The sequence below is a fragment of the Vibrio owensii genome, from assembly GCF_002021755.1.
GTDB lineage: Bacteria > Pseudomonadota > Gammaproteobacteria > Enterobacterales > Vibrionaceae > Vibrio > Vibrio owensii.
The window spans coordinates 735,082-755,910 of the sequence record NZ_CP019959.1; the positions used below are offsets into that span (position 1 = coordinate 735,082).

The window sequence follows — 20,829 nt, forward strand, 5'->3', positions numbered from 1 at the left end:
GCTCCCCTACTCTTTTGAAATCTTCAATAAATGCGTTAAGCCGCTAGACTCTGCTGCTTAATGAACTCGATGGAATGTTGGTTAAAGTCATCGGGCCTTTCTACATTACACACATGGCCACAATCTGGTATTTCTCTCAGTACGCTCAACTTATGCACCGCGACCATTTCTTTCACTGGCTTGATGAACATGTAGTCTCGGTCCCCCATCAAATACAGCGTCGGAATCGGTAGTTCACGATCTTTGAAATATCTCATCAATGGGTTCACATCTGCAGCCAAAGTAAACCAACGCTTAAATTCTTTTTGGCATAGCTTCTTGGCTTCGCGAATAAACAAGTGCCTTGATTCACGCTGGTTCTTCTGCGGCATAACGATATAAGCAAACAACTTGTACAACCACATGTAAGGAAGAATGTGTTTACCAAGGTTCCCCAATTTCACCAGTATCTGTGAGCGAGTATTTAAACGAGTGACTGCGCCACCCAGCACCATTGAGCGAACACGGTCTGAAGCCAGTTCTGCCAAGTTACGCACAATAATAGTACCCAAGGACATACCAACAAAGTGTGCTGATTGGATCTTAAGGTGATCCAACACTTTTAAGATATCCTGAGTTACGGCGGTAAAGGTATAGCGACTAGTAATCAGCTCTTTCAACAGTTGATTGGACTTTCCGTGACCTCGAAGATCGATGAGCAACAAATTGAAATGCTGCTTATACGCTTTGATTTGCTTAAACCAGATCGAAGAACTCCCACCAGCACCATGTACGAAAACAACCCACTCATTACTGGTAGGGTGCAAATAGGTTTTGTGGAAAAGAAGTGGCTGAGTCATGTATCAGTACGAAAAACACTTTTTGTGAAAGGGAATGGATAAATGCTACCACACTCCATAAGGGTAAGATAATAAAGGCACCTCATTCGGTGCCTTTCGTTACACTTTTTAAAGATTTTGCGTCAATTTAACGCAGCTCTATACAGTTGCAAATACTCTTCTGCCGCTTTTCGCCAACAAAAGTCTTTTTGCATAGCATGAAGTTGTACACGTCTCACTTCTGTCACATTTTGTGCGTAAAGCAGAAGTGCTCTCAACATTGTCAGTAATAGACCTTGCGGCGTTGGTTCATAGAAAACGAATCCCGTAGCATCGGCTGGATTCACATCGTAGTCATTCACGCTGTCTTTCAAGCCACCGACTCCACGAACGATTGGCAAAGTACCGTAAGCCATGCTGTAGATTTGGTTCAAACCACAAGGTTCGAATTCAGAAGGCATCAGGAAGAAATCCGATCCCGCCTCAACCAAGTGTGCTAATTCGTTATCGTACGCTTCAACGAAGACAAACTTATCCGCAAATTGCGCCGCTACATCTCGTAACTGCGCCGCGAGAATAGGATCGCCCGTGCCAACCACAACTAGTTGAACATCGTGTTTTAGAAAGTCTGCCAACGCAGGCAATAGATAGTGCACACCTTTTTGCTGTGTTAGGCGGCACACCATACCAAACATGGCGCAATCTGATGCTTCAAGTCCCAGCTTTTCTTGCATTGCTTTTTTACATGCGTTCTTACCACGAACCATACTTTGACGATTGGCTTTATAGTTAAGCGGCAAGTTTGAATCGGTTTCTGGATTCCACGCACTGTAATCACATCCATTAAGGATGCCTACCAAATCATTAGCACGTTGCTGAAACTCCCACGCCATACCGTGGCTTCCAAGCTCAGTTTTCAGCTCTTCGGCATAAGTCGGGCTAACAGCATTGATTTTATCTGCGTTCATTACCCCTGCTTTCAGCATAGTAATGTGCGTTGCACTTACTGCAGCATCTGGCACCTTTCGGCTATGGAATTCTGGCAGACATTGAACATCGTCATAGCTAAACACGCCTTTAAACACCGCATTATGGATTGAAATAACACTGCGAGTGTTAGCAAAGAAAGCGTCGTGGCCGTAACGATGTTTTAGCAGGAAGGGAACTAAGCCTGTGTGCCAGTCATTGGCATGAACAATATCGGGCTGGAAGCCAAGCTTTGGCAGCATGTCTAAGCAAGCCGCACTGAAAAACGCGAAACGCTCGCCGTTATCCGTGTAGGCTTGGTTGTTTTCCGCGTACATAGACGGACGATTGAAATAAGGAGGGCAATCAATCAAATAAACCGGATTATCCCCAAGCGTTAACTTAAGGACACGGTAAGCAGTATGAGGCCAACTTGTTAGCTCTGTTTCCAGAACCGTTTCCGCTTCAGACAACTGTTCAATACCAGTGTAGGCAGGAATAGAAATTCGTACATCTTGCTGAAGGTTTTGAAGGGCTTCCGGCAGTGCCTTGGCTACATCAGCCAAGCCACCACTTTTGATCAGTCCTTCGACTTCAGACGCTACAAACAGAACAGACAAATTGTTAGTAGCCAACACGTGCTCCTTTTGGAATTACGACAATGCCATCATCTGACACATGATAGTGTTTTTTATCTTCTTGTAGATTTACACCAATTTGCGTACCCGGCGCAATATCTGCGTCTTTATCTACAATCACGCGACGAAGCACACAACCTTCCCCGACCTTCACATCACCGAGCAAAATACACTGGCTGATGTCACACGCTGAAGCAATGTTACTGCGGAAACCAAGTACTGATTTTTCAATACGAGAACCGCGCACGTAGCTGCCGTTACATACTAGGCTGTCGATGATCTGAACTCGACCATTTACAGAGTCAGTAAAGGTTGCAGGTGGCAATGGTGGGTAGTAAGTATGCAGTGGCCATTTGCGGTTGTAGAGAGAGAATGGTGCGTCTTTCTCAAGCAGATCCATATGTGCTTGCCAGTACGCATCGATTGTACCTACATCACGCCAGTAAACTTCTTCTTTCTCACCTGTAATACGGTTCATGCTGAAGTCATAGACAAACACATCACCACGAGGGAACATCTTAGGAATGATGTCTTTACCAAAGTCGTGGGTAGAGGCTTCATTATCAGCGTCTTCAATCAATTCTGAGAACAGCGTTTGAGCTTCAAAGATGTAGTTGCCCATAGAGACAAGCGCATGCTCTGGGTCACCAGGAATCGATTTTGGATTTGCAGGCTTTTCTTCAAAGCCAATCATTCGACCTTCACTGTCCACTTCGATAACACCAAATTGAGAGGCTTCCGATAGCGGCATGCGCAGTGCCGAAACAGTCAAAGATGCTTCTTTTTCTTGGTGGAAAGCAAGCATCTGTTTAATGTCCATTTTATAGATATGGTCTGAACCAAAGATACATACTTGATCCGGTTCCGCCAATTCCATAAAACGTAAATTTTGGTAGATAGCATCGGCAGTACCTTCATACCAACGCTTACCCGTACGCATTTGCGCAGGAATTGGGTCGATAAAACGGTCTGTAATGCCATTGATGTTCCAACCCTTTTTCAAGTGATGGAATAGAGATTGAGATTTGAATTGAGTAAGGACGTAAATACGCATTAAGTCCGCATTTACAAAGTTATTCAGAGCGAAATCAATAAGTCGGTAACTTCCGCCGAAAGGGACCGAAGGTTTACTGCGGGATTCCGTTAAAGGTCTCAAGCGAGAGCCTTCACCGCCAGCAAGAATCATTCCCAAAACACCAGCCATTCGTTGTTCTCCATATATAGTTATAGCTTGGAACTGGTATTCACTTGAAATGAGCAGAACTCGGGGAGTCAAGCGAATACATTATTGCATCCGCACTGATAAGTTTCTTTGAACCCTCACAGCGCGAACTAAAAAAGCTATTGCACATCCTCGTACGCACGCACCTTCGTTGTTTTTTATTTTTGGTGCTAAATAAACGCATACAGTTGCATTATTTGTGTAATAAGTTATCGAACTGGAACTAAATTACAATTTAAAATATGCCATTCCGTGTTGTATACAGATGTTGCTTACTCAATACGGTATCTTGGTCACACTATGAGACACAAACGATTACATTGTGAAAACAATTTACAAACCGATTAACTACACAAGCGCAGTTTTGCGACAGGATACGATGAAACTATGACCGTTCTATGAAAACAGAATGGAGAAAATTTGAATGGTAAACAATAGACGAAGTGAATAATTTATAGAATAACAAGCAAAAAATAAGGCAGCGTATTCGCTGCCTTATTCGTTCTAATTTATCACTTAAGCTTTCGCTTTCGGTTTCTTGCGCTTGTCTGTGATTTCCCACTTACCGTCAATGAATAGCGCAGTCCAACCACTTGGTTTGCCATCATCTTCAGTACGCACGTAGTTCTCTTTGCTCTTACGGCTAAAACGAACCACTGCTGGGCGACCATCTGGATCCGCCGCTGGTGCTGTCGTTAGGTATTTGAACTTCTCTGGAAGACGCTCTTCAAATCGAGCCAGTTCAGAAACCAATGGCGCACGCGTCTCACGTGATTTAGGGAAGTTACTTGCCGCCATGAATAGGCCAGAAGCACCATCACGAAGAACAAAGTAAGCGTCTGAGTTTTCACATGGTAGTTCAGGGAAATGAACTGGGTCTTCCTTCGGAGGCGCAACTTCGCCATTCTTCAGAATCTTACGAGTGTTCTTACACGTTTCACTCGTACAATCCATGTATTTACCGAAGCGACCGTTCTTAAGAACCATGTCAGAGCCACACTTGTCACACTCAACAACTGGACCATCGTAGCCTTTCACTTTGAACTCGCCATACTCAACGATGTAGCCTTCACAGTTCGGGTTGTTACCACAAACGTGCATCTTGCGTTTATCGTCAATCAGGTACGCATCCATCGCTGTTTCACAGATAGGACAACGCTTCTTAGCACGTAGTGCCGCGGTTTCCACGTCTTCTTCTAGAACGTTGATGATGCCTTCTTCGTCACCTAGGTTGATGGTTGTCTTACAACGCTCTTTAGGTGGCAATGCGTAACCAGAACAGCCAAGGAACACACCGGTAGACGCGGTACGAATACCCATTGGACGACCACAAGTTGGACACTCGATATCTGTCATCACAATGTGATTCAGTTTCATGCCGCCTTCGTTTTCGTCTTGTTCCGCTTTCTCAAGATCGCCCGTAAAGTCTGTGAAGAAGTTGTCTAGGACATCTTTCCACATCACGTCACCCTCGGCGATTTGGTCAAGCTTCTGCTCCATACGAGCCGTGAAGTCGTAGTTCATCAGATCGTTAAAGCTGTCATCTAGACGGTCAGTAACAATCTCACCCATCTTCTCTGCGTAGAAACGGCGCTGGTCTACTTTCACGTAGCCACGATCTTGGATCGTAGAGATGATAGATGCGTATGTAGAAGGACGGCCAATACCACGCTTCTCAAGTTCTTTAACCAATGCCGCCTCTGTAAAGCGCGCTGGTGGCTTAGTAAAGTGCTGCTTAGGCTCAAGCGATTCTAGGTCTAGCTTATCGCCCAACTGAACTGCTGGAAGAATCGTGTCTTCGTTTTTACCCATTGGGCGTTGCACGCGAGTCCAACCATCAAACTTAAGGATACGGCCTTTCGCTTTCAGCGTGTATTCCGCAGCTTTAACGCTGATAGTGGTTGAATCGTATTCTGCTGGTGTCATTTGACATGCAACGAATTGATTCCAAATCAATGAGTAAAGCTTGTGAGCGTCAGCATCAACACCTTGTAGGTCTTCTGCTTTCACCGCTACATCAGAAGGACGAATCGCTTCGTGCGCTTCTTGTGCGCCTTCTTTGCTACCGTATCTTAACGGGTTAGCAGGAAGGTATTTATCGCCATACTCTGAGCCGATGAAGCCACGAACTGCATCTACCGCTTCTGCACTCAAATTGGTTGAGTCAGTACGCATATACGTGATGTAACCCGCTTCATACAGACGCTGAGCCAGCATCATGGTCTTCTTAACACCGTAGCCTAGGCGAGTACTCGCCGCTTGCTGAAGTGTTGAGGTAATGTATGGAGCAGACGGCTTACTCTTCGTTGGGCGGTCTTCGCGCTTACAAACTTCGTAGCTTGCTTTTTCCAGTACCGAAAGCGCTGCTTTGGTCTCTGTCTCGTTGACAGGCTTAAACGCAACGCCATCTTTTTGCGCAACAAGCAGTTTGAATGCCGTCTTATCTTTGGTGTGTGTATTTGCGTTGATGTCCCAGAATTCTTCTGGAATGAAAGCGTTGATTTCACGCTCACGCTCAACCAATAGTTTTACCGCTACTGACTGTACACGACCCGCAGACAAGCCACGTGCAACTTTCTTCCATAGCAATGGAGAAACCATGAAACCTACTACGCGGTCCATGAATCGACGTGCTTGCTGTGCGTTAACACCATCCATATTCAACTCACCAGGCGTCTGGAAAGCTTGTTGGATTGCATTCTTAGTAATCTCGTTAAAAACTACACGTTTGTATCGCTCTTCATCGCCACCGATGATCTCACGAAGGTGCCATGCGATAGCTTCTCCCTCGCGGTCCAAATCGGTTGCGAGATAAACGAAATCAGCGTCTTTGGCTAATTTTTGCAGTTCACTAACTACTTTTTCTTTGCCTGGAAGGATTTGGTAATTCGCATCCCAGTCATGATATGGGTTAATCCCCATTTTTTTGATTAGAGCTTTACGGTCTTTTTCTTTTTTGACACGCGCTTTCTCTTCCGGGCTCATTCCTTTAGTAGAAATGGCAGCGGCTTTTTTCTCACCAGTGCTTTGACCGGCCGTAGGCAGATCACGCACGTGACCAACACTAGACTTAACAATAAAGTCTTTACCAAGGTATTTATTTATCGTCTTAGCCTTGGCTGGTGACTCCACTATAACGAGCGATTTACCCATAACTGACTCTAACGTCCTTCATAATAATGCGGGTAACTGCCCCCTAAGGAAGCTACCCGCATAATGTTCTATTTCATTGCTTCTTTTTTTACTATTGTGCGAGATGAAAAGAAGATCAACTGCTTTTTTGAAATTCAGATCCGATTGGTTGACAATTCATCGCCTTTCTAATTTGACGAGGCAGGGTTCTGCAAAAGGTCTTGAGCGGCATATACTAAGCAGGCAAAGATTCCTCCCGCTAGTCGAATTCAATAAATTTTGTCTCTCATCACAAAATATTTTTTCTTTCACGATCAGAGCCTAACCTTAGATTACGACGCTGAAATAGCGACGATTTGCATATAAGAATCACTTACCATGTTGCTTCTATATAAAGAAGTAAAACCTCATGGAACAATACTGGTAAAACACGTAATCAGAGATTTAGGTATGCAAACCCATGATGTTTGTGGGTATACTGCTGCCACTTAAGATTTATTGAATGACGAGAACGTTATGTCTGATAGAAAACACATTGAAGAGTTCGACCTTCTTTTGATCGCTAACCAAATCATCCAAGAACACGATGACTACATTGAAGGTATGCGTGCAACGAGCGTAGTAGAAAAAGACGATGTATTGGTATTTAAAGGCGAGTACTTCTTAGATGAAAAAGGTCTGCCGACCACCAATACTACAGCTGTATTCAATATGTTTAAGTACCTTGCGCACCACCTGTCAAAAGAGTTCACGCTGAACAAATAAGCGCTTCAAAATTCAATAAAAAAGCCAGAGTCTCAACTCTGGCTTTTTCGCTTCAATAAACTGAATTAGCAGCTCAATGCTTTCAGTTTATCGAAGTAGTCTGGGAATGTCTTTGATGTACACTTAGGATCGTTAATCGTCACAGGTGTATCGCTTAACGCCACCAAAGAGAAACACATCGCCATACGGTGATCATCATAAGTATCAATCGCAGCGTGCGTAAGCTGTGGTACAGGCTTAACGATGATGTAATCCTCACCCTCTTCCACTTCTGCGCCGACTTTACGAAGCTCAGTCGCCATTGCAGACAGACGGTCAGTCTCTTTCACGCGCCAGTTGTACACATTACGAATCGCTGTTGTGCCTTCTGCAAACAGAGCTGTCGTTGCGATGGTCATTGCCGCATCTGGAATATGGTTGTAATCCATGTCGATACCTTTCAGCTGACCAACACGTGAAATCACGTAGTCATCGCCCCATTCGATTTCTGCACCCATTTTCTCAAGTGCATCAGCGAATTGGATATCACCCTGAATACTATTTTTACCAATACCTGTGACTTTCACTTCACCACCTTTGATGGCCGCCGCCGCCAAGAAGTAAGAAGCTGAAGACGCATCACCTTCGACCAAAAAATCACCCGGAGCGATGTAATGCTGGCCAGCAGGGATAACAAACTCTTGGTAGTCGTTATTGACCACTTCTACACCAAACTGCTTCATGATATGCAGAGTGATGTCGATGTAAGGCTTTGAAACCAGCTCGCCTTCAATATTGATGCGAATTTCGCCCTCAGCCAAAGGCGCTGACATTAAAAATGCCGTTAAAAACTGGCTAGAAATAGAACCATCAATCGATACAGAACCAGATTTAAGACCTGTACCGACGATTTTCAGTGGTGGGTAGTTTTCGTTTTCTAGGTAAGTAACGTCTGCACCAGCCGCTTGAAGGGCTGTCACTAGGTGACCGATCGGACGCTCTTTCATACGAGGTTCGCCAGTCAACACGTATTCACCTTCACCTAAGCAAAGTGCAGCAGCGAGTGGACGCATTGCGGTGCCGGCATTACCTAAAAATAGCTCTACAGGCTCAGAGACAGAAAATGGACGACCGAGACCTTCTACGACACACTCGGTTTTATCTTCAGACAATTGATATTGAACGCCAAGCTTTGTCAGTGCATTCAACATATGACGAATGTCATCGCTGTCGAGAAGGTTTGTCAAACGAGTGGTGCCTTTTGCTAAAGCAGCAAGCAATAGAGCTCGGTTGGAAACGCTTTTTGATCCAGGAAGGTTCACTTCCCCGTGAATTTTATTGATGGGTTGTAACGTTAGGCTTTCCATTAAAAGTTGATAATCCTTTGTGCTCTCACTTCACGTTTTTTGAGAGCTAAACAATTCTTCGTGGATTCAGACTAACGAAAAAACCATCACAAAACCAGAGTAAATCCATGCTAATTTTTGAATAATTAGTCAGCTTAGATTTTACTGTGCAAACGTTGGCTTAGTAAGCGATATCCACTCGAACGCCGTCATCAAAATAGAGGATGCGAACATCGTCTCCACGCTTAAACAGCATGCTATTGTCAACGTCTTGAATTACGTTAATAAGTTTGTTGCCATCGACTTTAACCAAAAGTTCAACAAGCTTGTATTCCACCGTGTATTCGTAGTTGCTACGGTTTCTCACTACGGCTGCGCCAGCGAGCGCCCCAACTGCGGTCGCGACTTCTTTACCTGTACCACCACCAAATTGGTTACCCACTAAACCGCCGATGGTCGCCCCTAGGAGTGTTTCCCAGCCATTGCTTTGTGATTGTTTCACTTCTTGTTGCGTAATGTATCGCACAGAATCGACTTTGCCATACACCACTTGATTTACAGGTTTTGCTACATTTCTTTCATAGGCTGCATTGGCGAAAAATGGCAAAAACAGTATGATCCATGCCCATCGTTTTATATTAAGTCTTACTCCGCTCATAATAAGCTCCTATAGGCTCTGATGTTGGTAAAGTTTTCTTTATGACAATCTATTTAACTGAACTTGATGACTCGCATTCGTTTCCATCGCCGTACGAAGCTCTGAGCGACCCAAACGGTTTGCTGGCCTTTGGTGGGGATCTCAACCCAGAACGCATTCTTAACGGCTATCACCAAGGTATTTTTCCATGGTATGGCCCTGGTGAGCCCATTCTTTGGTGGAGTCCTTCTCCAAGAGCCGTTTTTGATCCTTTATCATTTAAGCCTTCAAAAAGCCTAAAAAAGTTTCAGCGTAAACAACAGTATAAAGTAACGCTAAACAATGCAACCGAACGCGTAATTCAATTATGTTCTTCAACTCGTCCTGCAGAAGAAACTTGGCTCAATGAGGATATGCAAACATCCTATATTGAACTCGCCAAACGCGGTCACTGCCACTCAGTAGAAGTATGGCACGAGGATCAACTCGTTGGCGGTTTATACGGCATCAGTGTTGGCCAACTTTTTTGTGGTGAGTCGATGTTTAGCCTTAAAGACAACGCATCTAAGATTGCATTGTGGTATCTCTGCGACCATTTGGCGTCAAACCACGGTCAATTAATCGATTGTCAGGTAATGAACCCGCACCTAGCTTCACTCGGCGCATTTGAACTTGAACGTGACGACTTCGTACAAAAACTACTATCTTTAAGAGGTAAGAACACCGATTTGGGCACGTTTGAACCACAGATTTTGCAGGACGCGGTATCATGAGCACAGATCTCCAACACATCCGTATCGGCTTGACCAATAACCATCCATGCAGTTATTTGCCTGAACGTGAAGAGCGAGTGGCTGTGGCTCTCGATGCCAACTTGCACACAGAACAAAACTATCAAGTATTGATGGCGAATGGTTTTCGTCGCAGTGGCGACACCATCTATAAACCTCATTGTGAACAGTGCAATGCATGTCAGCCAATCCGCATTGCGGTGCCAGACTTTCGTCCATCCAAGAGTCAAAAGCGTCTGTTGAATAAAGCCAATTCTCTGAGTTGGACGCTCAAGCCTGAGCTAGACCAAGATTGGTTCCAGCTTTACAGCAGGTACATAACTGCGCGGCACAAAAATGGCACCATGTACCCTCCTCGTGAGGATGAGTTCGCTCGATTTGCTCAAACAACATGGTTAACAACCGGATTTCTGCATGTCTATGATGAAAATGATCGACTTCTCGCAGTTGCGGTTACGGATATCATGGATAACAGCGCGAGTGCTTTTTATACCTTCTTTGATCCCGATTACCCTTTATCTCTTGGGACTTTAGGGGTTCTTTTCCAACTTGAATATTGCCAACAGAACGGCAAACATTGGCTATATTTGGGCTATCAGATCGATGAATGTCCAGCGATGAACTACAAAACTCGCTTTCAACGACACCAAAGGCTAGTAAATCAGCGTTGGCAAGGGTAGAATACGCCCCAACTTTACATAATTACTGTTTAGCGGCAAAATAAGCGCGCTAATACCGCCTAATTTCTAAAGAGGATTAAATGGCTAAAGAAGACGTAATTGAGATGCAAGGCACTGTGCTTGACACTCTACCAAACACTATGTTCCGCGTTGAACTTGAAAACGGTCACGTTGTGACTGCACACATCTCTGGCAAGATGCGTAAGAACTACATCCGTATTCTTACTGGTGATAAAGTAACTGTAGAGATGACTCCATACGACCTATCTAAAGGCCGCATCGTCTTCCGTGCTCGTTAATCTCTGATTTTCGAATACAATAAAAAACGAAGCTTATGGCTTCGTTTTTTATTGCCTGTCTTTTGCTCTCAATACCAAGCTTGCTTTTGCGAGTTTCAATACACTCCACAGACTTGTTCCATTCTTGCAGACACAAAAAAGCGCACGCCTAGGCGCACGCTTTTAAAGTAGATTTCAACAAAGAATTAGTGAAGTGCTGCTTCTTTCTCGCTTAGGTATTCGAACTTAAGTTCGTCTTTCACTAGCGTCACTTTCACAGTACCACCATCTACCAAAGAGCCGAATAGAAGTTCATTCGCCAAAGGTTTCTTGAGCTGCTCTTGAATCACTCGTCCCATAGGACGTGCACCCATCGCTTTGTCGTAGCCTTTGTGAGCTAACCAATGACGCGCATCTTGTGATACTTCCATTGATACGCCACGAGCGTCCAGTTGAACTTGTAATTCCACGATGAACTTATCAACCACTTGGTGGATCACCGCTTCATCTAGGCTGTTGAACCAAATGATATTGTCTAGACGGTTACGGAACTCTGGTGTGAACACTTTCTTGATTTCCGCCATCGCATCATGACTATTATCTTGTTGGATAAGACCGATCGATTTCTTCTCAGTCTCAGCAACACCTGCGTTGGTTGTCATCACAAGGATCACGTTACGGAAGTCGGCTTTGCGTCCATTGTTGTCCGTCAGCGTACCGTTATCCATCACCTGTAGTAGCAAGTTAAAGATATCTGGGTGTGCTTTCTCGATTTCATCAAGCAGAACCACTGAGTGAGGGTGTTTCAGCACGGCGTCGGTTAGTAAGCCACCTTGATCGTAACCAACATAACCTGGAGGCGCACCAATCAAACGGCTCACCGAGTGACGCTCACCATACTCAGACATATCGAAACGAAGAAGCTCAATGCCAAGTAGTTTCGAAAGCTGAACAGTCACCTCTGTTTTACCTACCCCTGTAGGGCCAGCAAACAGGAATGAACCAACAGGCTTGTTATCTACACCCAGACCTGCACGAGACAGTTTTATTGCCTCTGACAGCGCGTCAATCGCATTGTCTTGACCGAAGACCAGCATCTTCATCTTGTCATCAAGATTCTTCAGAATGTCTTTGTCTGAAGAAGACACTGATTTCTCTGGAATACGTGCCATCTTAGCGACCATCGCTTCGATGTCTGCAACACCAACGGTTTTCTTACGACGACTTGCTGGTGCTAAGCGGCTACGTGCACCCGCTTCATCAATAACGTCGATCGCTTTATCTGGCAAGTGACGCTCATTGATGTATTTCGCCGATAGCTCTACTGCCGCACGCAATGCTTTGTTGGTGTAACGCACTTCGTGGTGAGCTTCGTACTTAGGTTTCAGACCAATCAAAATCTTAGTCGTATCGTCGAGAGACGGTTCTACTACATCGATTTTTTGGAAACGGCGAGATAGAGCGCGCTCTTTCTCAAAGATGTTGCTGTACTCTTGGTACGTTGTCGAACCAATACAGCGCAACTTACCGCTACTTAGTAGAGGCTTAATCAGGTTTGCCGCATCGACTTGACCACCAGAAGCCGCACCCGCACCGATGATGGTGTGAATCTCATCGATAAATAGGATTGCGTCTTCTTCTTTCTCAAGCTGCTTCAGAACCGATTTGAAACGCTTCTCGAAGTCACCACGGTATTTAGTACCTGCGAGTAGAGAGCCAATATCCAGTGAGTAAATCACACTGTTTTGAATCACTTCTGGTACTTGACCTTCAACGATTCTCCAAGCTAAACCCTCAGCGATAGCGGTTTTACCAACGCCCGCTTCACCTACAAGCAACGGGTTGTTTTTACGGCGACGACAAAGTACTTGGATTGTACGCTCTAGTTCTTTGTCACGACCAATAAGTGGGTCGATGTTACCCGCTTTTGCAACTTGGTTTAGATTGGTTGCAAAGCTTTCCAAACGTTCTTCTGGATTGGTTTCTTCTGGCGCTTCTGAACCGAAAGAGTCTGATGAAGAAGAGTCTTCATTCGAGCCAGAGGCTTTAGTAATGCCGTGAGAGATAAAGTTAACGATGTCCAAACGAGAGATATCGTTCTTCTTGAGTAGGTAAGCAGCGTGAGATTCTTGTTCGCTGAAAATCGCAACAAGGACATTTGCCCCAGTCACTTCACTGCGACCAGACGACTGAACATGGAAGACGGCGCGTTGTAATACGCGCTGGAAACTCAATGTCGGCTGGGTTTCGCGCGTCTCATCGCTTTCAGGAATGAGCGGCGTTGTTTGGTCGATAAAAATATCGAGTTCGTTACGCAAAGCATCAAGGTCCGCTTTGCAGGCTAGAAGGGCTTCCTTAGCTGCATCATTCTCCAATAATGCAAGTAGGAGGTGTTCGACAGTCATGAACTCGTGGCGTTTATCACGTGCACGAGCGAATGCACCGTTAAGGCTTGACTCTAGTTCTTTATTTAGCATAAGTACCTCCCGAAAGAACAACTTTGGTTGCTCGAGCAAGTCTTCTTATTACGCTTGCTCCATAGTACATAGTAGCGGATGCTCATTTTCCCTTGAGTACATCGTCACTTGCGCTACTTTTGTTTCAGCAATTTCTGCACTGTAAGTGCCACAAATTGCCTTTCCTTCATAGTGGATCTTGAGCATGATTTGCGTTGCTTTATCAATATCATGTGAAAAAAATCGCTCAAGCACCTCTATGACGAAATCCATAGGTGTATAGTCATCATTGTTGAGTACAACGTTGTATAGCTTTGGTGGCTGAACTTTTGTACTTTCGCGCTCCAGAAGATCAGAGTCTGGAGTCACCCATTCAAAATTTTTACTCATGGCAATTCAAAGATATCGTATCAAAGGGTTGATGTTTTCGACCTATAAAAACAATCTACCATAAGCATGCCATGCGGTGTAGTGAGATGTGGCACCTAATTCGAATTTGATAGATAAATTTTGCTTCCTTACATAGAGACTAATGCACCTCTGTCAGGCGCGCAAATAAAAGATTTTTATCACTTAGAACCGATTTTTTTGCTGTTAGAACTATCAATTTAAATACTCTCTGTTTCCCCCTTGTTATTACAATCATCAAACCCACCAAGATCACACTTACAGAGGAAAAAGAGCTAAATATCACGAAAACATCACTTTTTATTCATTTAGTAGAATCTTCTAATGTAGGCAATTTGGTTAGTATCCCTTCCCTTGATATCAAACCCTTGCAGTCCTTTTGACTAAAAGCCATCGCATGCGCCAGAAACAGTTTGCAAAAATGTTAATCTCAAAAGTGATTTGTTTTCAAATATGTTTCTGATTGTTGACTTTCACTATTGACTGTCGAGATTCATTGACTACAGTGGAAAGTGTTGATGCATAAATCCTCATTCTGGGTTTGTTGGTTTTCTAACATTCTGGTGAATATGGATATGCTCACTCGACGTGTGTTAGCAATCGCGAAAATAGTAACGGCTAACAATGAGACCAAGTTAAAGGTATAGCTTGGGTGAAGTAACAACATCAGTAAAAAATGCATGAGGGATGTAAAAGCATGGCTACAGGTACAGTAAAGTGGTTTAACAATGCCAAAGGATTTGGGTTTATCTGTTCAGATGAAGAAGAAGGAGATATTTTCGCCCACTACTCAACTATCCAAATGGACGGTTATCGTACACTGAAAGCAGGCCAACAAGTCTCATACGAGGTTGAAAAAGGTCCAAAAGGTTCACACGCAAGTAGCGTCGTGCCAGTAGAAGGCCAAGCCAAATAACTAGAGCGCTGTCGGAAAGACAAAACATTTGCTCTTGTAGAAGCACCACTTAGGTCTGCTTTTATAAAGAGAAAAATAAACCCGCCAAAAAGCGGGTTTATTGTTTTTATCGGTTTTAGATTCGCGCCACTGAAGTAGCGCGAGAACCATCTATATGTTACTTATTAATAATGGTGTTCAACGTCGCACTTGGGCGCATCAATGTAGACGCTAGCGCATCATCCAGCGAGTAGTAACCACCTAGCTCCCCTTTCACACCTTGCGCAGAATTCAGCTCAGAAACGATCGCCTCTTCTTGCTCTGCCAATGCTTTTGCCACTGGTGCAAACTCAGCCGCTAGGTCAGCATCTACCGTTTGCTCTGCTAGCGCTTTTGCCCAGTAAGATGCTAGGTAGTAGTGACTACCGCGGTTATCCAATTCACCAACTTTTCGCGATGGCGACTTGTTGTTGTCTAAGAACTCACCCGTCGCTTTATCAAGTGCGTCAGCAAGCACTTGTGCTTTTGCATTGCCAGCAACGGTGCTTAGGTGCTCAAGCGATGCCGCTAGTGCAAGGAACTCACCCAAAGAATCCCAACGCAGGTGGTTTTCTTTTTCTACCTGTTGAACGTGTTTAGGTGCTGAACCACCTGCACCTGTCTCAAATAGACCACCACCGTTCATTAGTGGAACAATAGATAGCATCTTCGCAGAAGTACCAAGTTCTAGGATTGGGAACAGGTCAGTTAGGTAGTCACGAAGTACGTTACCAGTTACTGAAATGGTATCTAGACCTTCTTTAATACGCTCTAGAGAGAACTTACATGCATCGATTGGTGCAAGAATCTTAATCTCTAAGCCTGACGTATCATGCTCTGGTAAGTATGCGTTAACTTTCTTGATCAGTTCTGCGTCATGAGCACGAGCTTCATCTAGCCAGAATACGGCTGGAGCGCCTGTCGCACGAGCACGAGTAACCGCAAGTTTCACCCAATCTTGGATTGGCGCGTCTTTCACCTGACACATACGGAAGATATCGCCTTCTTCTACTGCTTGCTCTAGAAGCACCGCACCAGAAGCATCTACAACACGCACAGTACCCGCTTTATCTAGGATGAACGTCTTGTCGTGCGAACCATACTCTTCCGCTTTTTGAGCCATTAGACCCACGTTCGGCACACTACCCATTGTTGTTGGATCAAATGCACCATGTTCTTTACAGAAGTCGATAACCGCTTGGTAAATACCTGCATAGCTACGATCTGGGATCATTGCTTTGGTATCTTTCTGCTTGCCATCAGGTCCCCACATTTGGCCAGAAGCACGCAGCATTGCCGGCATCGAAGCATCAACGATGATGTCACTTGGTACATGTAGGTTAGTAATACCACGATCAGAATCAACCATAGCTAGTGCTGGCTGTGTTTCGTATACCGCAAGAATAGCTGCTTCGATTTCTGCTTTTTGTTCTGCAGGTAGCGCTTCAATCTTCGCATATACATCACCGATACCGTTGTTTACGTCAACGCCTAGCTCTTCAAACAGCTTGCCGTATTTCGCAAATACGTCTTTGTAGTAAACCTTAACGGCGTGACCGAAGATAACTGGGTCCGATACCTTCATCATGGTCGCTTTCATATGTAGAGAAAGCAGTACGTCTTGTTGTTTTGCTTCTGCAATTTCTTGCTCGAAGAACTCAACTAGCGCCTTCTTGTTCATTACTGAACAATCGATCACTTCTTTGTCTTGTAGAGGGAATGCCGCTTTAAGCTCTTTCACTGAACCATCTGCCGCAGCGAATTCGATTTTAACCTCGGTTGCACCGGACACGGTTGTCGATTTTTCACTACCGAAGAAATCATTGTCGGCCATGCTTGAAACATGAGATTGAGAATCTGCCGACCACGCACCCATCGAGTGTGGATTTTTCTTCGCGTAGTTCTTCACTGAAAGTGGTGCACGACGGTCTGAGTTACCCTCACGCAGAACTGGGTTAACCGCACTACCTTTGATTTTGTCGTAAGTCGCTTTGATCGCTTCTTCTTCGTAAGTGCTTGGCTCTTCTGGGTAGTTTGGTAGCTCGTAACCTTTTGCTTGTAGCTCTTTGATTGCTGCTTTTAGCTGCGGGATTGACGCTGAAATATTAGGAAGCTTGATGATGTTCGCTTCAGGCGTCTTAGCCAATTCACCTAACTCTGTTAGCGCGTCACCGATACGCTGCTCTTCTTTTAAATGCTCTGGGAAGTTAGCGATGATTCGACCCGCTAACGAAATATCACGTGTATCTACATTAATGCCAGACGATGCAGTAAACGATTGAATGATTGGTAGTAATGAATAGGTTGCTAACGCCGGGGCTTCATCAGTGATGGTGTAGATAATTGTAGGTTTTTCTGTAGGCATGAAATTTCCCTATTTTTTACTCAACTAAGCTGAACAACTCAGCAACTGAGTTCGTTGAATTTACGCATTGCTTAACGTTAGTAGTGCATTCCTCCTCACCAACGCGACATGCGGTTTGCACTCTTTCTTATAGTTTGGAGCTCTTAGGCTCTCTATCCATGAGTGCACTTTGTGCCAAGTTTGCTTTCATGTGGTTCTTTTGCAAAAACACCGCACTAGAAGCAACTTGGCTATATCATTAAACAAATAACACGAAATAGTCTATTATTCTGTGCGCTTTTGTTAGTTTTAGGCGCGCAAATGATAGCCGATTAGAAGAAAACATAAAACTTTCAAACACAGTTCATTTACATTTTTGCAAGGTAGTTAACATGTCATCTCGCACGGGTCATGAAAAAGGTCGCCGTAGTAACCAATCAAAACCAAGCTATTTTAAACGCTCCGGTAAGCCAAACCATTCAAATGGCCAGGCGAAAAATCGACCTAGTCGCCCTACTCGCTCTTCAAAGCCAACTAAGCCTCGCATTGCACCAGAAGATCGTAAAGTGATCATTTTTAATAAGCCTTATGACACGTTAAGCCAATTTACCGATGGCGATGGCCGTAAAACACTTGCTGACTACATCCCAGTAAAAGACGTATACGCAGCAGGTCGATTAGATAGAGACAGCGAAGGTCTAATGTTGCTAACAAATGATGGCATCTTGCAGGCAAAGTTAACGCAGCCCCAATCAAAGTCACCGAAGACTTACTGGGTACAGGTTGACGGTGCTCCGACTGAAGAAGACTTAGAGAAGCTACGTAAAGGCGTTGAATTGAAAGATGGCATGACATTACCTGCAAAAGTCGAAGTAATGCCAGAGCCAGAGATCTGGGATAGAACCCCACCAGTTCGCTTTCGAGCTAACATTCCAACAACTTGGTTGGCAATCACTATTATAGAGGGAAGAAACCGTCAGGTAAGACGCATGACCGCACACATCGGCTTCCCAACATTGCGTTTGGTTCGCTACTCGATGGGCGGTATTGTGCTTGACAATTTAAAGCCGGGAGAGTGGCGAGAAATCAAACTCTCGTTTTAAACATCAAAAGATGCTCACCTCAAAAAATATAAAAAGCAGGTCTGGACCTGCTTTTTTAGTTTTTGTCGTCACTAATAACGATTATTGTTGAGCAACCCACTTCTTAAAGGTTTCTTTTTCTTGTGGTGTCGCTTTTTGGTACATCGTCTTAAGTAGATCAACCATTTGGCTGTCTTGTACTGTTGATGACTGTGCATCAGTTGTAACAACTACTTTAGGCTCGACGCCAGTAACCGCTTGGCTGTGTTGGTTTACTGTCACAACTGTCACAGCAACTCCAGCTACCCCACCAGCAATATTATAGTTACGAGCTTCCTGAGCGTAGTTACGACCAATTTGAACGCCATCGGACTCAAGTACGTCTTCAACAAGATCGATAGGCTGACCTTTAGAATCAAGCAATTGCCACTCTAGAGGGGAAATGTTTGTTTGCGCTTGGCGGTAAGTTTTGAATTCTGGCAGCTCGAATTTTAGTTCTTCATTCTTTACATCGAACTTAGCAATAATAGCGTCGCCATAAACCCCTTTGATATCATCGCCAATTTCAAATTCTGGTTGGTATTTGAAGACAATTTGGTTGGTACCGTCAGGAATCTCTATTGTTTTCTCATCTGAAAACAAACCACCCTCCAACTTTGGCTTTTCCATATTTACCGCAAGTAGTTTTACGTCTTCAGGAATCACCAAGGTCGTTGCAGCATATAAGTTTGTACTGGCTAGAACAGAAAGTGTGATTGCCACTTTTAATGATAACTGCATAGAAATTAAATCCTTATCTCCAATAGTAAAAGACCCAGCATATAGCTGGGTCTTACAATATCAAACTGGGTTTTGATTACCAGTAGAAACGTGCACCAACACCGAAGTCAGTCTTAGAGTCTGTTGCCACTGTAGCTTTACCTGCTTCTAGCTTATCACCATCGAAGTTGTAACCAGCTTCAGCGAATACGCGAGCCCATTTAGAGAACTTGTATTCAACACCAGCGTAGAACTTAGATTGGTCACCATCTTTCTTACCTGCTTTGTCAGAAGAAGATGCTACTAGCTCGTAACCAGAGTAAAGAGTTGTTTTAGGAGCTACTAAGAACATACCCGCTAGAGAAAGAGCGTGAGAGTCGATTGTTTCGCTTGCAGCTTTGTCATCGTTCTCGTTGTAGTAGTAAGTAGCACCTAGAGTGTGTTCGCCTAGAGCGTACTCAGCAGTTACTTCAAAAGATAGGTTTTCAGTATCGTGAGCAACGTTGTTTACTGCAATCTTGTTTACAGAAGAAAGGATACCAGCGTGCATAGATAGGTCACCGAAAGACTTACCTACGAATACTTCACGAATTTCTTCGTTCTTGTCTTTCTCGCCTAGAGCGTAACCCGCTTTTAGCCAGAATGCGTCGTTTTCGAATGCGTATTTGATTTGAGAGTCGTTGTTCCACTCGTGTCCGTAAAGAAGTGCAGAACCACCGAAGAAGTATGAGTAATCCGCACCGTAAACGTCATCAGCGAAAGTACCTTCTTTACCGAAGCGGATAGTACCCATTTCGCCCATGTCGAAACCGAAGATGTGGCGACGAACGAATACAGTGTCGTCAGTACGCTCACTTGAATCAGCACCAGCGCCGTAGTTATCACCTAGAGCTACACCGATTTCAACTTCACCTAGAACTTTTAGGCTATCGTTTACAACGTAAACACCGTTTACACCCATACGAGAAGAGCTGGTGTTTAGCTCTGCAGTGTGGTCTGTGTTGTCTAGGAATAGAAGAGTTGGACGTAGCTGACCGTAGAAATCTACAGAACCTTCGTCTGATTTGAATACTTCAGCTGCATTCACAGTAGTTGCTGTTGCAGCAACTGCTAGTGCTAATAGAGTCTTTTTCATAATTAATCCACTGCCTTTTCTTAGTTCGGGATATCCTTGTCCGATTCCCTTTTTTTATATTTTTGAAACCGCTTGTTATCGAAACGTAACAATGATTGGTCTGCAAAATCTGGGCACTAGAGTGCAAAAGATTATTCTGCCTGTCAAATTTTCTAAACCACAACATCAAAAAATAAAAATAACCTTAAAATACATACACTTGAGATTTTATATTTAAATTATTCGATGAAGTTCTAAACTAGAAACTTGATTTTTCGTAATTTAGTGATTCATTAATAACAAATAGAAAACACCATTCAATTACTTAAAAAAGAATTCAGGCAGAACAAAAAACTACTTAAATGGCATTTTTGAAGTTTTATATTTTTCACCTAGTGAAATTATTTTCATTTAGTTTAGGTTCAATATTTTTTTGTGAACAAGATCTACATTCCGCACAAAAGCATTCCGTTTTGTGAA

The 20,829-nt window shown here is 44.0% G+C and carries 17 protein-coding genes; 6 read left to right on the plus strand and 11 right to left on the minus strand.

Annotated elements, in window-relative coordinates:
- Nucleotides 1–35: 35 nt before the first annotated feature.
- The 4 genes from A9237_RS03195 to topA all read right to left on the minus strand — a co-directional run bounded on the left by A9237_RS03195 (nucleotide 36) and on the right by topA (nucleotide 6,797).
- The gene (locus A9237_RS03195) at nucleotides 36–839 is read right to left on the minus strand and encodes an alpha/beta fold hydrolase (protein WP_005441659.1); all 804 of its coding nucleotides are present in this window, start codon (nucleotides 837–839) and stop codon (nucleotides 36–38) included.
- Between the two features lie 122 nt (nucleotides 840–961).
- The gene (gene glgA, locus A9237_RS03200; protein ID WP_078607659.1) at nucleotides 962–2,419 is read right to left on the minus strand and encodes a glycogen synthase GlgA; all 1,458 of its coding nucleotides are present in this window, start codon (nucleotides 2,417–2,419) and stop codon (nucleotides 962–964) included.
- Nucleotides 2,409–3,626 (minus strand): glucose-1-phosphate adenylyltransferase, encoded by a 1,218-nt coding sequence (gene glgC / locus A9237_RS03205; protein ID WP_005441655.1) that lies wholly within the window; start codon nucleotides 3,624–3,626, stop codon nucleotides 2,409–2,411. Before glgC ends, glgA begins: the two co-directional genes overlap by 11 nt.
- A 534-nt stretch (nucleotides 3,627–4,160) precedes the next feature.
- A complete protein-coding gene (gene topA / locus A9237_RS03210; protein WP_009707099.1) occupies nucleotides 4,161–6,797 on the minus strand; it encodes a type I DNA topoisomerase in 2,637 nt (878 codons plus the stop codon).
- 495 nt (nucleotides 6,798–7,292) lie between these two features.
- On the opposite strand from topA, the gene A9237_RS03215 reads away from it, so the two are divergent.
- A complete protein-coding gene (locus tag A9237_RS03215) occupies nucleotides 7,293–7,541 on the plus strand; it encodes a YciN family protein (RefSeq protein ID WP_005441647.1) in 249 nt (82 codons plus the stop codon).
- Nucleotides 7,542–7,606: 65 nt separating this feature from the next.
- Here A9237_RS03215 and aroA read toward each other — a convergent pair whose 3' ends face one another.
- Together aroA and A9237_RS03225 are read right to left on the minus strand one after the other, a co-directional pair.
- On the minus strand, nucleotides 7,607–8,887 hold the full coding sequence (aroA, locus tag A9237_RS03220; protein WP_005441645.1) for a 3-phosphoshikimate 1-carboxyvinyltransferase: 1,281 nt from the start codon (nucleotides 8,885–8,887) through the stop codon (nucleotides 7,607–7,609).
- Nucleotides 8,888–9,047: 160 nt separating this feature from the next.
- A complete protein-coding gene (locus A9237_RS03225) occupies nucleotides 9,048–9,524 on the minus strand; it encodes an outer membrane lipoprotein (protein WP_020195009.1) in 477 nt (158 codons plus the stop codon).
- A gap of 41 nt (nucleotides 9,525–9,565) precedes the next feature.
- Between A9237_RS03225 and aat the strand changes: the two genes are divergently transcribed.
- The 3 genes from aat to infA all read left to right on the plus strand — a co-directional run bounded on the left by aat (nucleotide 9,566) and on the right by infA (nucleotide 11,273).
- The gene (aat, locus tag A9237_RS03230) at nucleotides 9,566–10,276 is read left to right on the plus strand and encodes a leucyl/phenylalanyl-tRNA--protein transferase (RefSeq protein WP_038896307.1); all 711 of its coding nucleotides are present in this window, start codon (nucleotides 9,566–9,568) and stop codon (nucleotides 10,274–10,276) included.
- Nucleotides 10,273–10,974 (plus strand): arginyltransferase, encoded by a 702-nt coding sequence (locus tag A9237_RS03235; protein WP_078607660.1) that lies wholly within the window; start codon nucleotides 10,273–10,275, stop codon nucleotides 10,972–10,974. Before aat ends, A9237_RS03235 begins: the two co-directional genes overlap by 4 nt.
- An 80-nt stretch (nucleotides 10,975–11,054) precedes the next feature.
- Nucleotides 11,055–11,273, plus strand: a complete 219-nt coding sequence (gene infA, locus A9237_RS03240; RefSeq protein ID WP_001040192.1) for a translation initiation factor IF-1 — start codon at nucleotides 11,055–11,057, stop codon at nucleotides 11,271–11,273.
- A 185-nt stretch (nucleotides 11,274–11,458) separates the two neighbouring features.
- On the opposite strand, the gene clpA is transcribed toward infA, so the two are convergent.
- Together clpA and clpS are read right to left on the minus strand one after the other, a co-directional pair.
- Nucleotides 11,459–13,729 carry an ATP-dependent Clp protease ATP-binding subunit ClpA gene (gene clpA / locus A9237_RS03245; RefSeq protein WP_005437445.1) on the minus strand — a complete coding sequence of 757 codons (2,271 nt, stop codon included), beginning with the start codon at nucleotides 13,727–13,729 and terminating at the stop codon, nucleotides 11,459–11,461.
- 48 nt (nucleotides 13,730–13,777) lie between these two features.
- Entirely contained in the window at nucleotides 13,778–14,098 is a 321-nt protein-coding gene (gene clpS / locus A9237_RS03250) for an ATP-dependent Clp protease adapter ClpS (RefSeq protein ID WP_005427554.1), read from the minus strand.
- Between the two features lie 715 nt (nucleotides 14,099–14,813).
- Here clpS and cspD point away from each other — a divergent pair.
- Nucleotides 14,814–15,032, plus strand: coding sequence for a cold shock domain-containing protein CspD (gene cspD, locus A9237_RS03255; protein ID WP_005437446.1), 219 nt, complete (start codon nucleotides 14,814–14,816; stop codon nucleotides 15,030–15,032).
- 157 nt (nucleotides 15,033–15,189) lie between these two features.
- On the opposite strand, the gene A9237_RS03260 is transcribed toward cspD, so the two are convergent.
- Nucleotides 15,190–17,415, minus strand: a complete 2,226-nt coding sequence (locus tag A9237_RS03260) for an NADP-dependent isocitrate dehydrogenase (protein WP_020195012.1) — start codon at nucleotides 17,413–17,415, stop codon at nucleotides 15,190–15,192.
- Nucleotides 17,416–17,786: 371 nt separating this feature from the next.
- Here A9237_RS03260 and A9237_RS03265 point away from each other — a divergent pair, with 371 nt between their 5' ends.
- On the plus strand, nucleotides 17,787–18,497 hold the full coding sequence (locus tag A9237_RS03265) for a pseudouridine synthase (protein WP_078607661.1): 711 nt from the start codon (nucleotides 17,787–17,789) through the stop codon (nucleotides 18,495–18,497).
- 81 nt (nucleotides 18,498–18,578) lie between these two features.
- On the opposite strand, the gene A9237_RS03270 is transcribed toward A9237_RS03265, so the two are convergent.
- On the minus strand, nucleotides 18,579–19,256 hold the full coding sequence (locus A9237_RS03270) for a DUF2057 family protein (RefSeq protein ID WP_078607662.1): 678 nt from the start codon (nucleotides 19,254–19,256) through the stop codon (nucleotides 18,579–18,581).
- Nucleotides 19,257–19,332: 76 nt separating this feature from the next.
- Nucleotides 19,333–20,370: a porin gene (locus tag A9237_RS03275; RefSeq protein ID WP_078607663.1), complete on the minus strand. Its 1,038-nt coding sequence runs from the start codon at nucleotides 20,368–20,370 to the stop codon at nucleotides 19,333–19,335.
- Nucleotides 20,371–20,829: the final 459 nt, after the last annotated feature.

Excerpts from the sequence above, each read along its gene's own strand:
- A9237_RS03195 (WP_005441659.1), bottom strand. The coding sequence starts at position 839 with ATGACTCAGCCACTTCTTTTCCACAAAACCTATTTGCACCCTACCAGT.
- glgC (WP_005441655.1), bottom strand. The coding sequence starts at position 3,626 with ATGGCTGGTGTTTTGGGAATGATTCTTGCTGGCGGTGAAGGCTCTCGC.
- topA (WP_009707099.1), bottom strand. The coding sequence starts at position 6,797 with ATGGGTAAATCGCTCGTTATAGTGGAGTCACCAGCCAAGGCTAAGACG.
- A9237_RS03215 (WP_005441647.1), top strand. The coding sequence starts at position 7,293 with ATGTCTGATAGAAAACACATTGAAGAGTTCGACCTTCTTTTGATCGCT.
- aroA (WP_005441645.1), bottom strand. The coding sequence starts at position 8,887 with ATGGAAAGCCTAACGTTACAACCCATCAATAAAATTCACGGGGAAGTG.
- A9237_RS03225 (WP_020195009.1), bottom strand. The coding sequence starts at position 9,524 with ATGAGCGGAGTAAGACTTAATATAAAACGATGGGCATGGATCATACTG.
- aat (WP_038896307.1), top strand. The coding sequence starts at position 9,566 with ATGACAATCTATTTAACTGAACTTGATGACTCGCATTCGTTTCCATCG.
- A9237_RS03235 (WP_078607660.1), top strand. The coding sequence starts at position 10,273 with ATGAGCACAGATCTCCAACACATCCGTATCGGCTTGACCAATAACCAT.
- infA (WP_001040192.1), top strand. The coding sequence starts at position 11,055 with ATGGCTAAAGAAGACGTAATTGAGATGCAAGGCACTGTGCTTGACACT.
- clpA (WP_005437445.1), bottom strand. The coding sequence starts at position 13,729 with ATGCTAAATAAAGAACTAGAGTCAAGCCTTAACGGTGCATTCGCTCGT.
- clpS (WP_005427554.1), bottom strand. The coding sequence starts at position 14,098 with ATGAGTAAAAATTTTGAATGGGTGACTCCAGACTCTGATCTTCTGGAG.
- cspD (WP_005437446.1), top strand. The coding sequence starts at position 14,814 with ATGGCTACAGGTACAGTAAAGTGGTTTAACAATGCCAAAGGATTTGGG.
- A9237_RS03260 (WP_020195012.1), bottom strand. The coding sequence starts at position 17,415 with ATGCCTACAGAAAAACCTACAATTATCTACACCATCACTGATGAAGCC.
- A9237_RS03265 (WP_078607661.1), top strand. The coding sequence starts at position 17,787 with ATGTCATCTCGCACGGGTCATGAAAAAGGTCGCCGTAGTAACCAATCA.
- A9237_RS03270 (WP_078607662.1), bottom strand. The coding sequence starts at position 19,256 with ATGCAGTTATCATTAAAAGTGGCAATCACACTTTCTGTTCTAGCCAGT.
- A9237_RS03275 (WP_078607663.1), bottom strand. The coding sequence starts at position 20,370 with ATGAAAAAGACTCTATTAGCACTAGCAGTTGCTGCAACAGCAACTACT.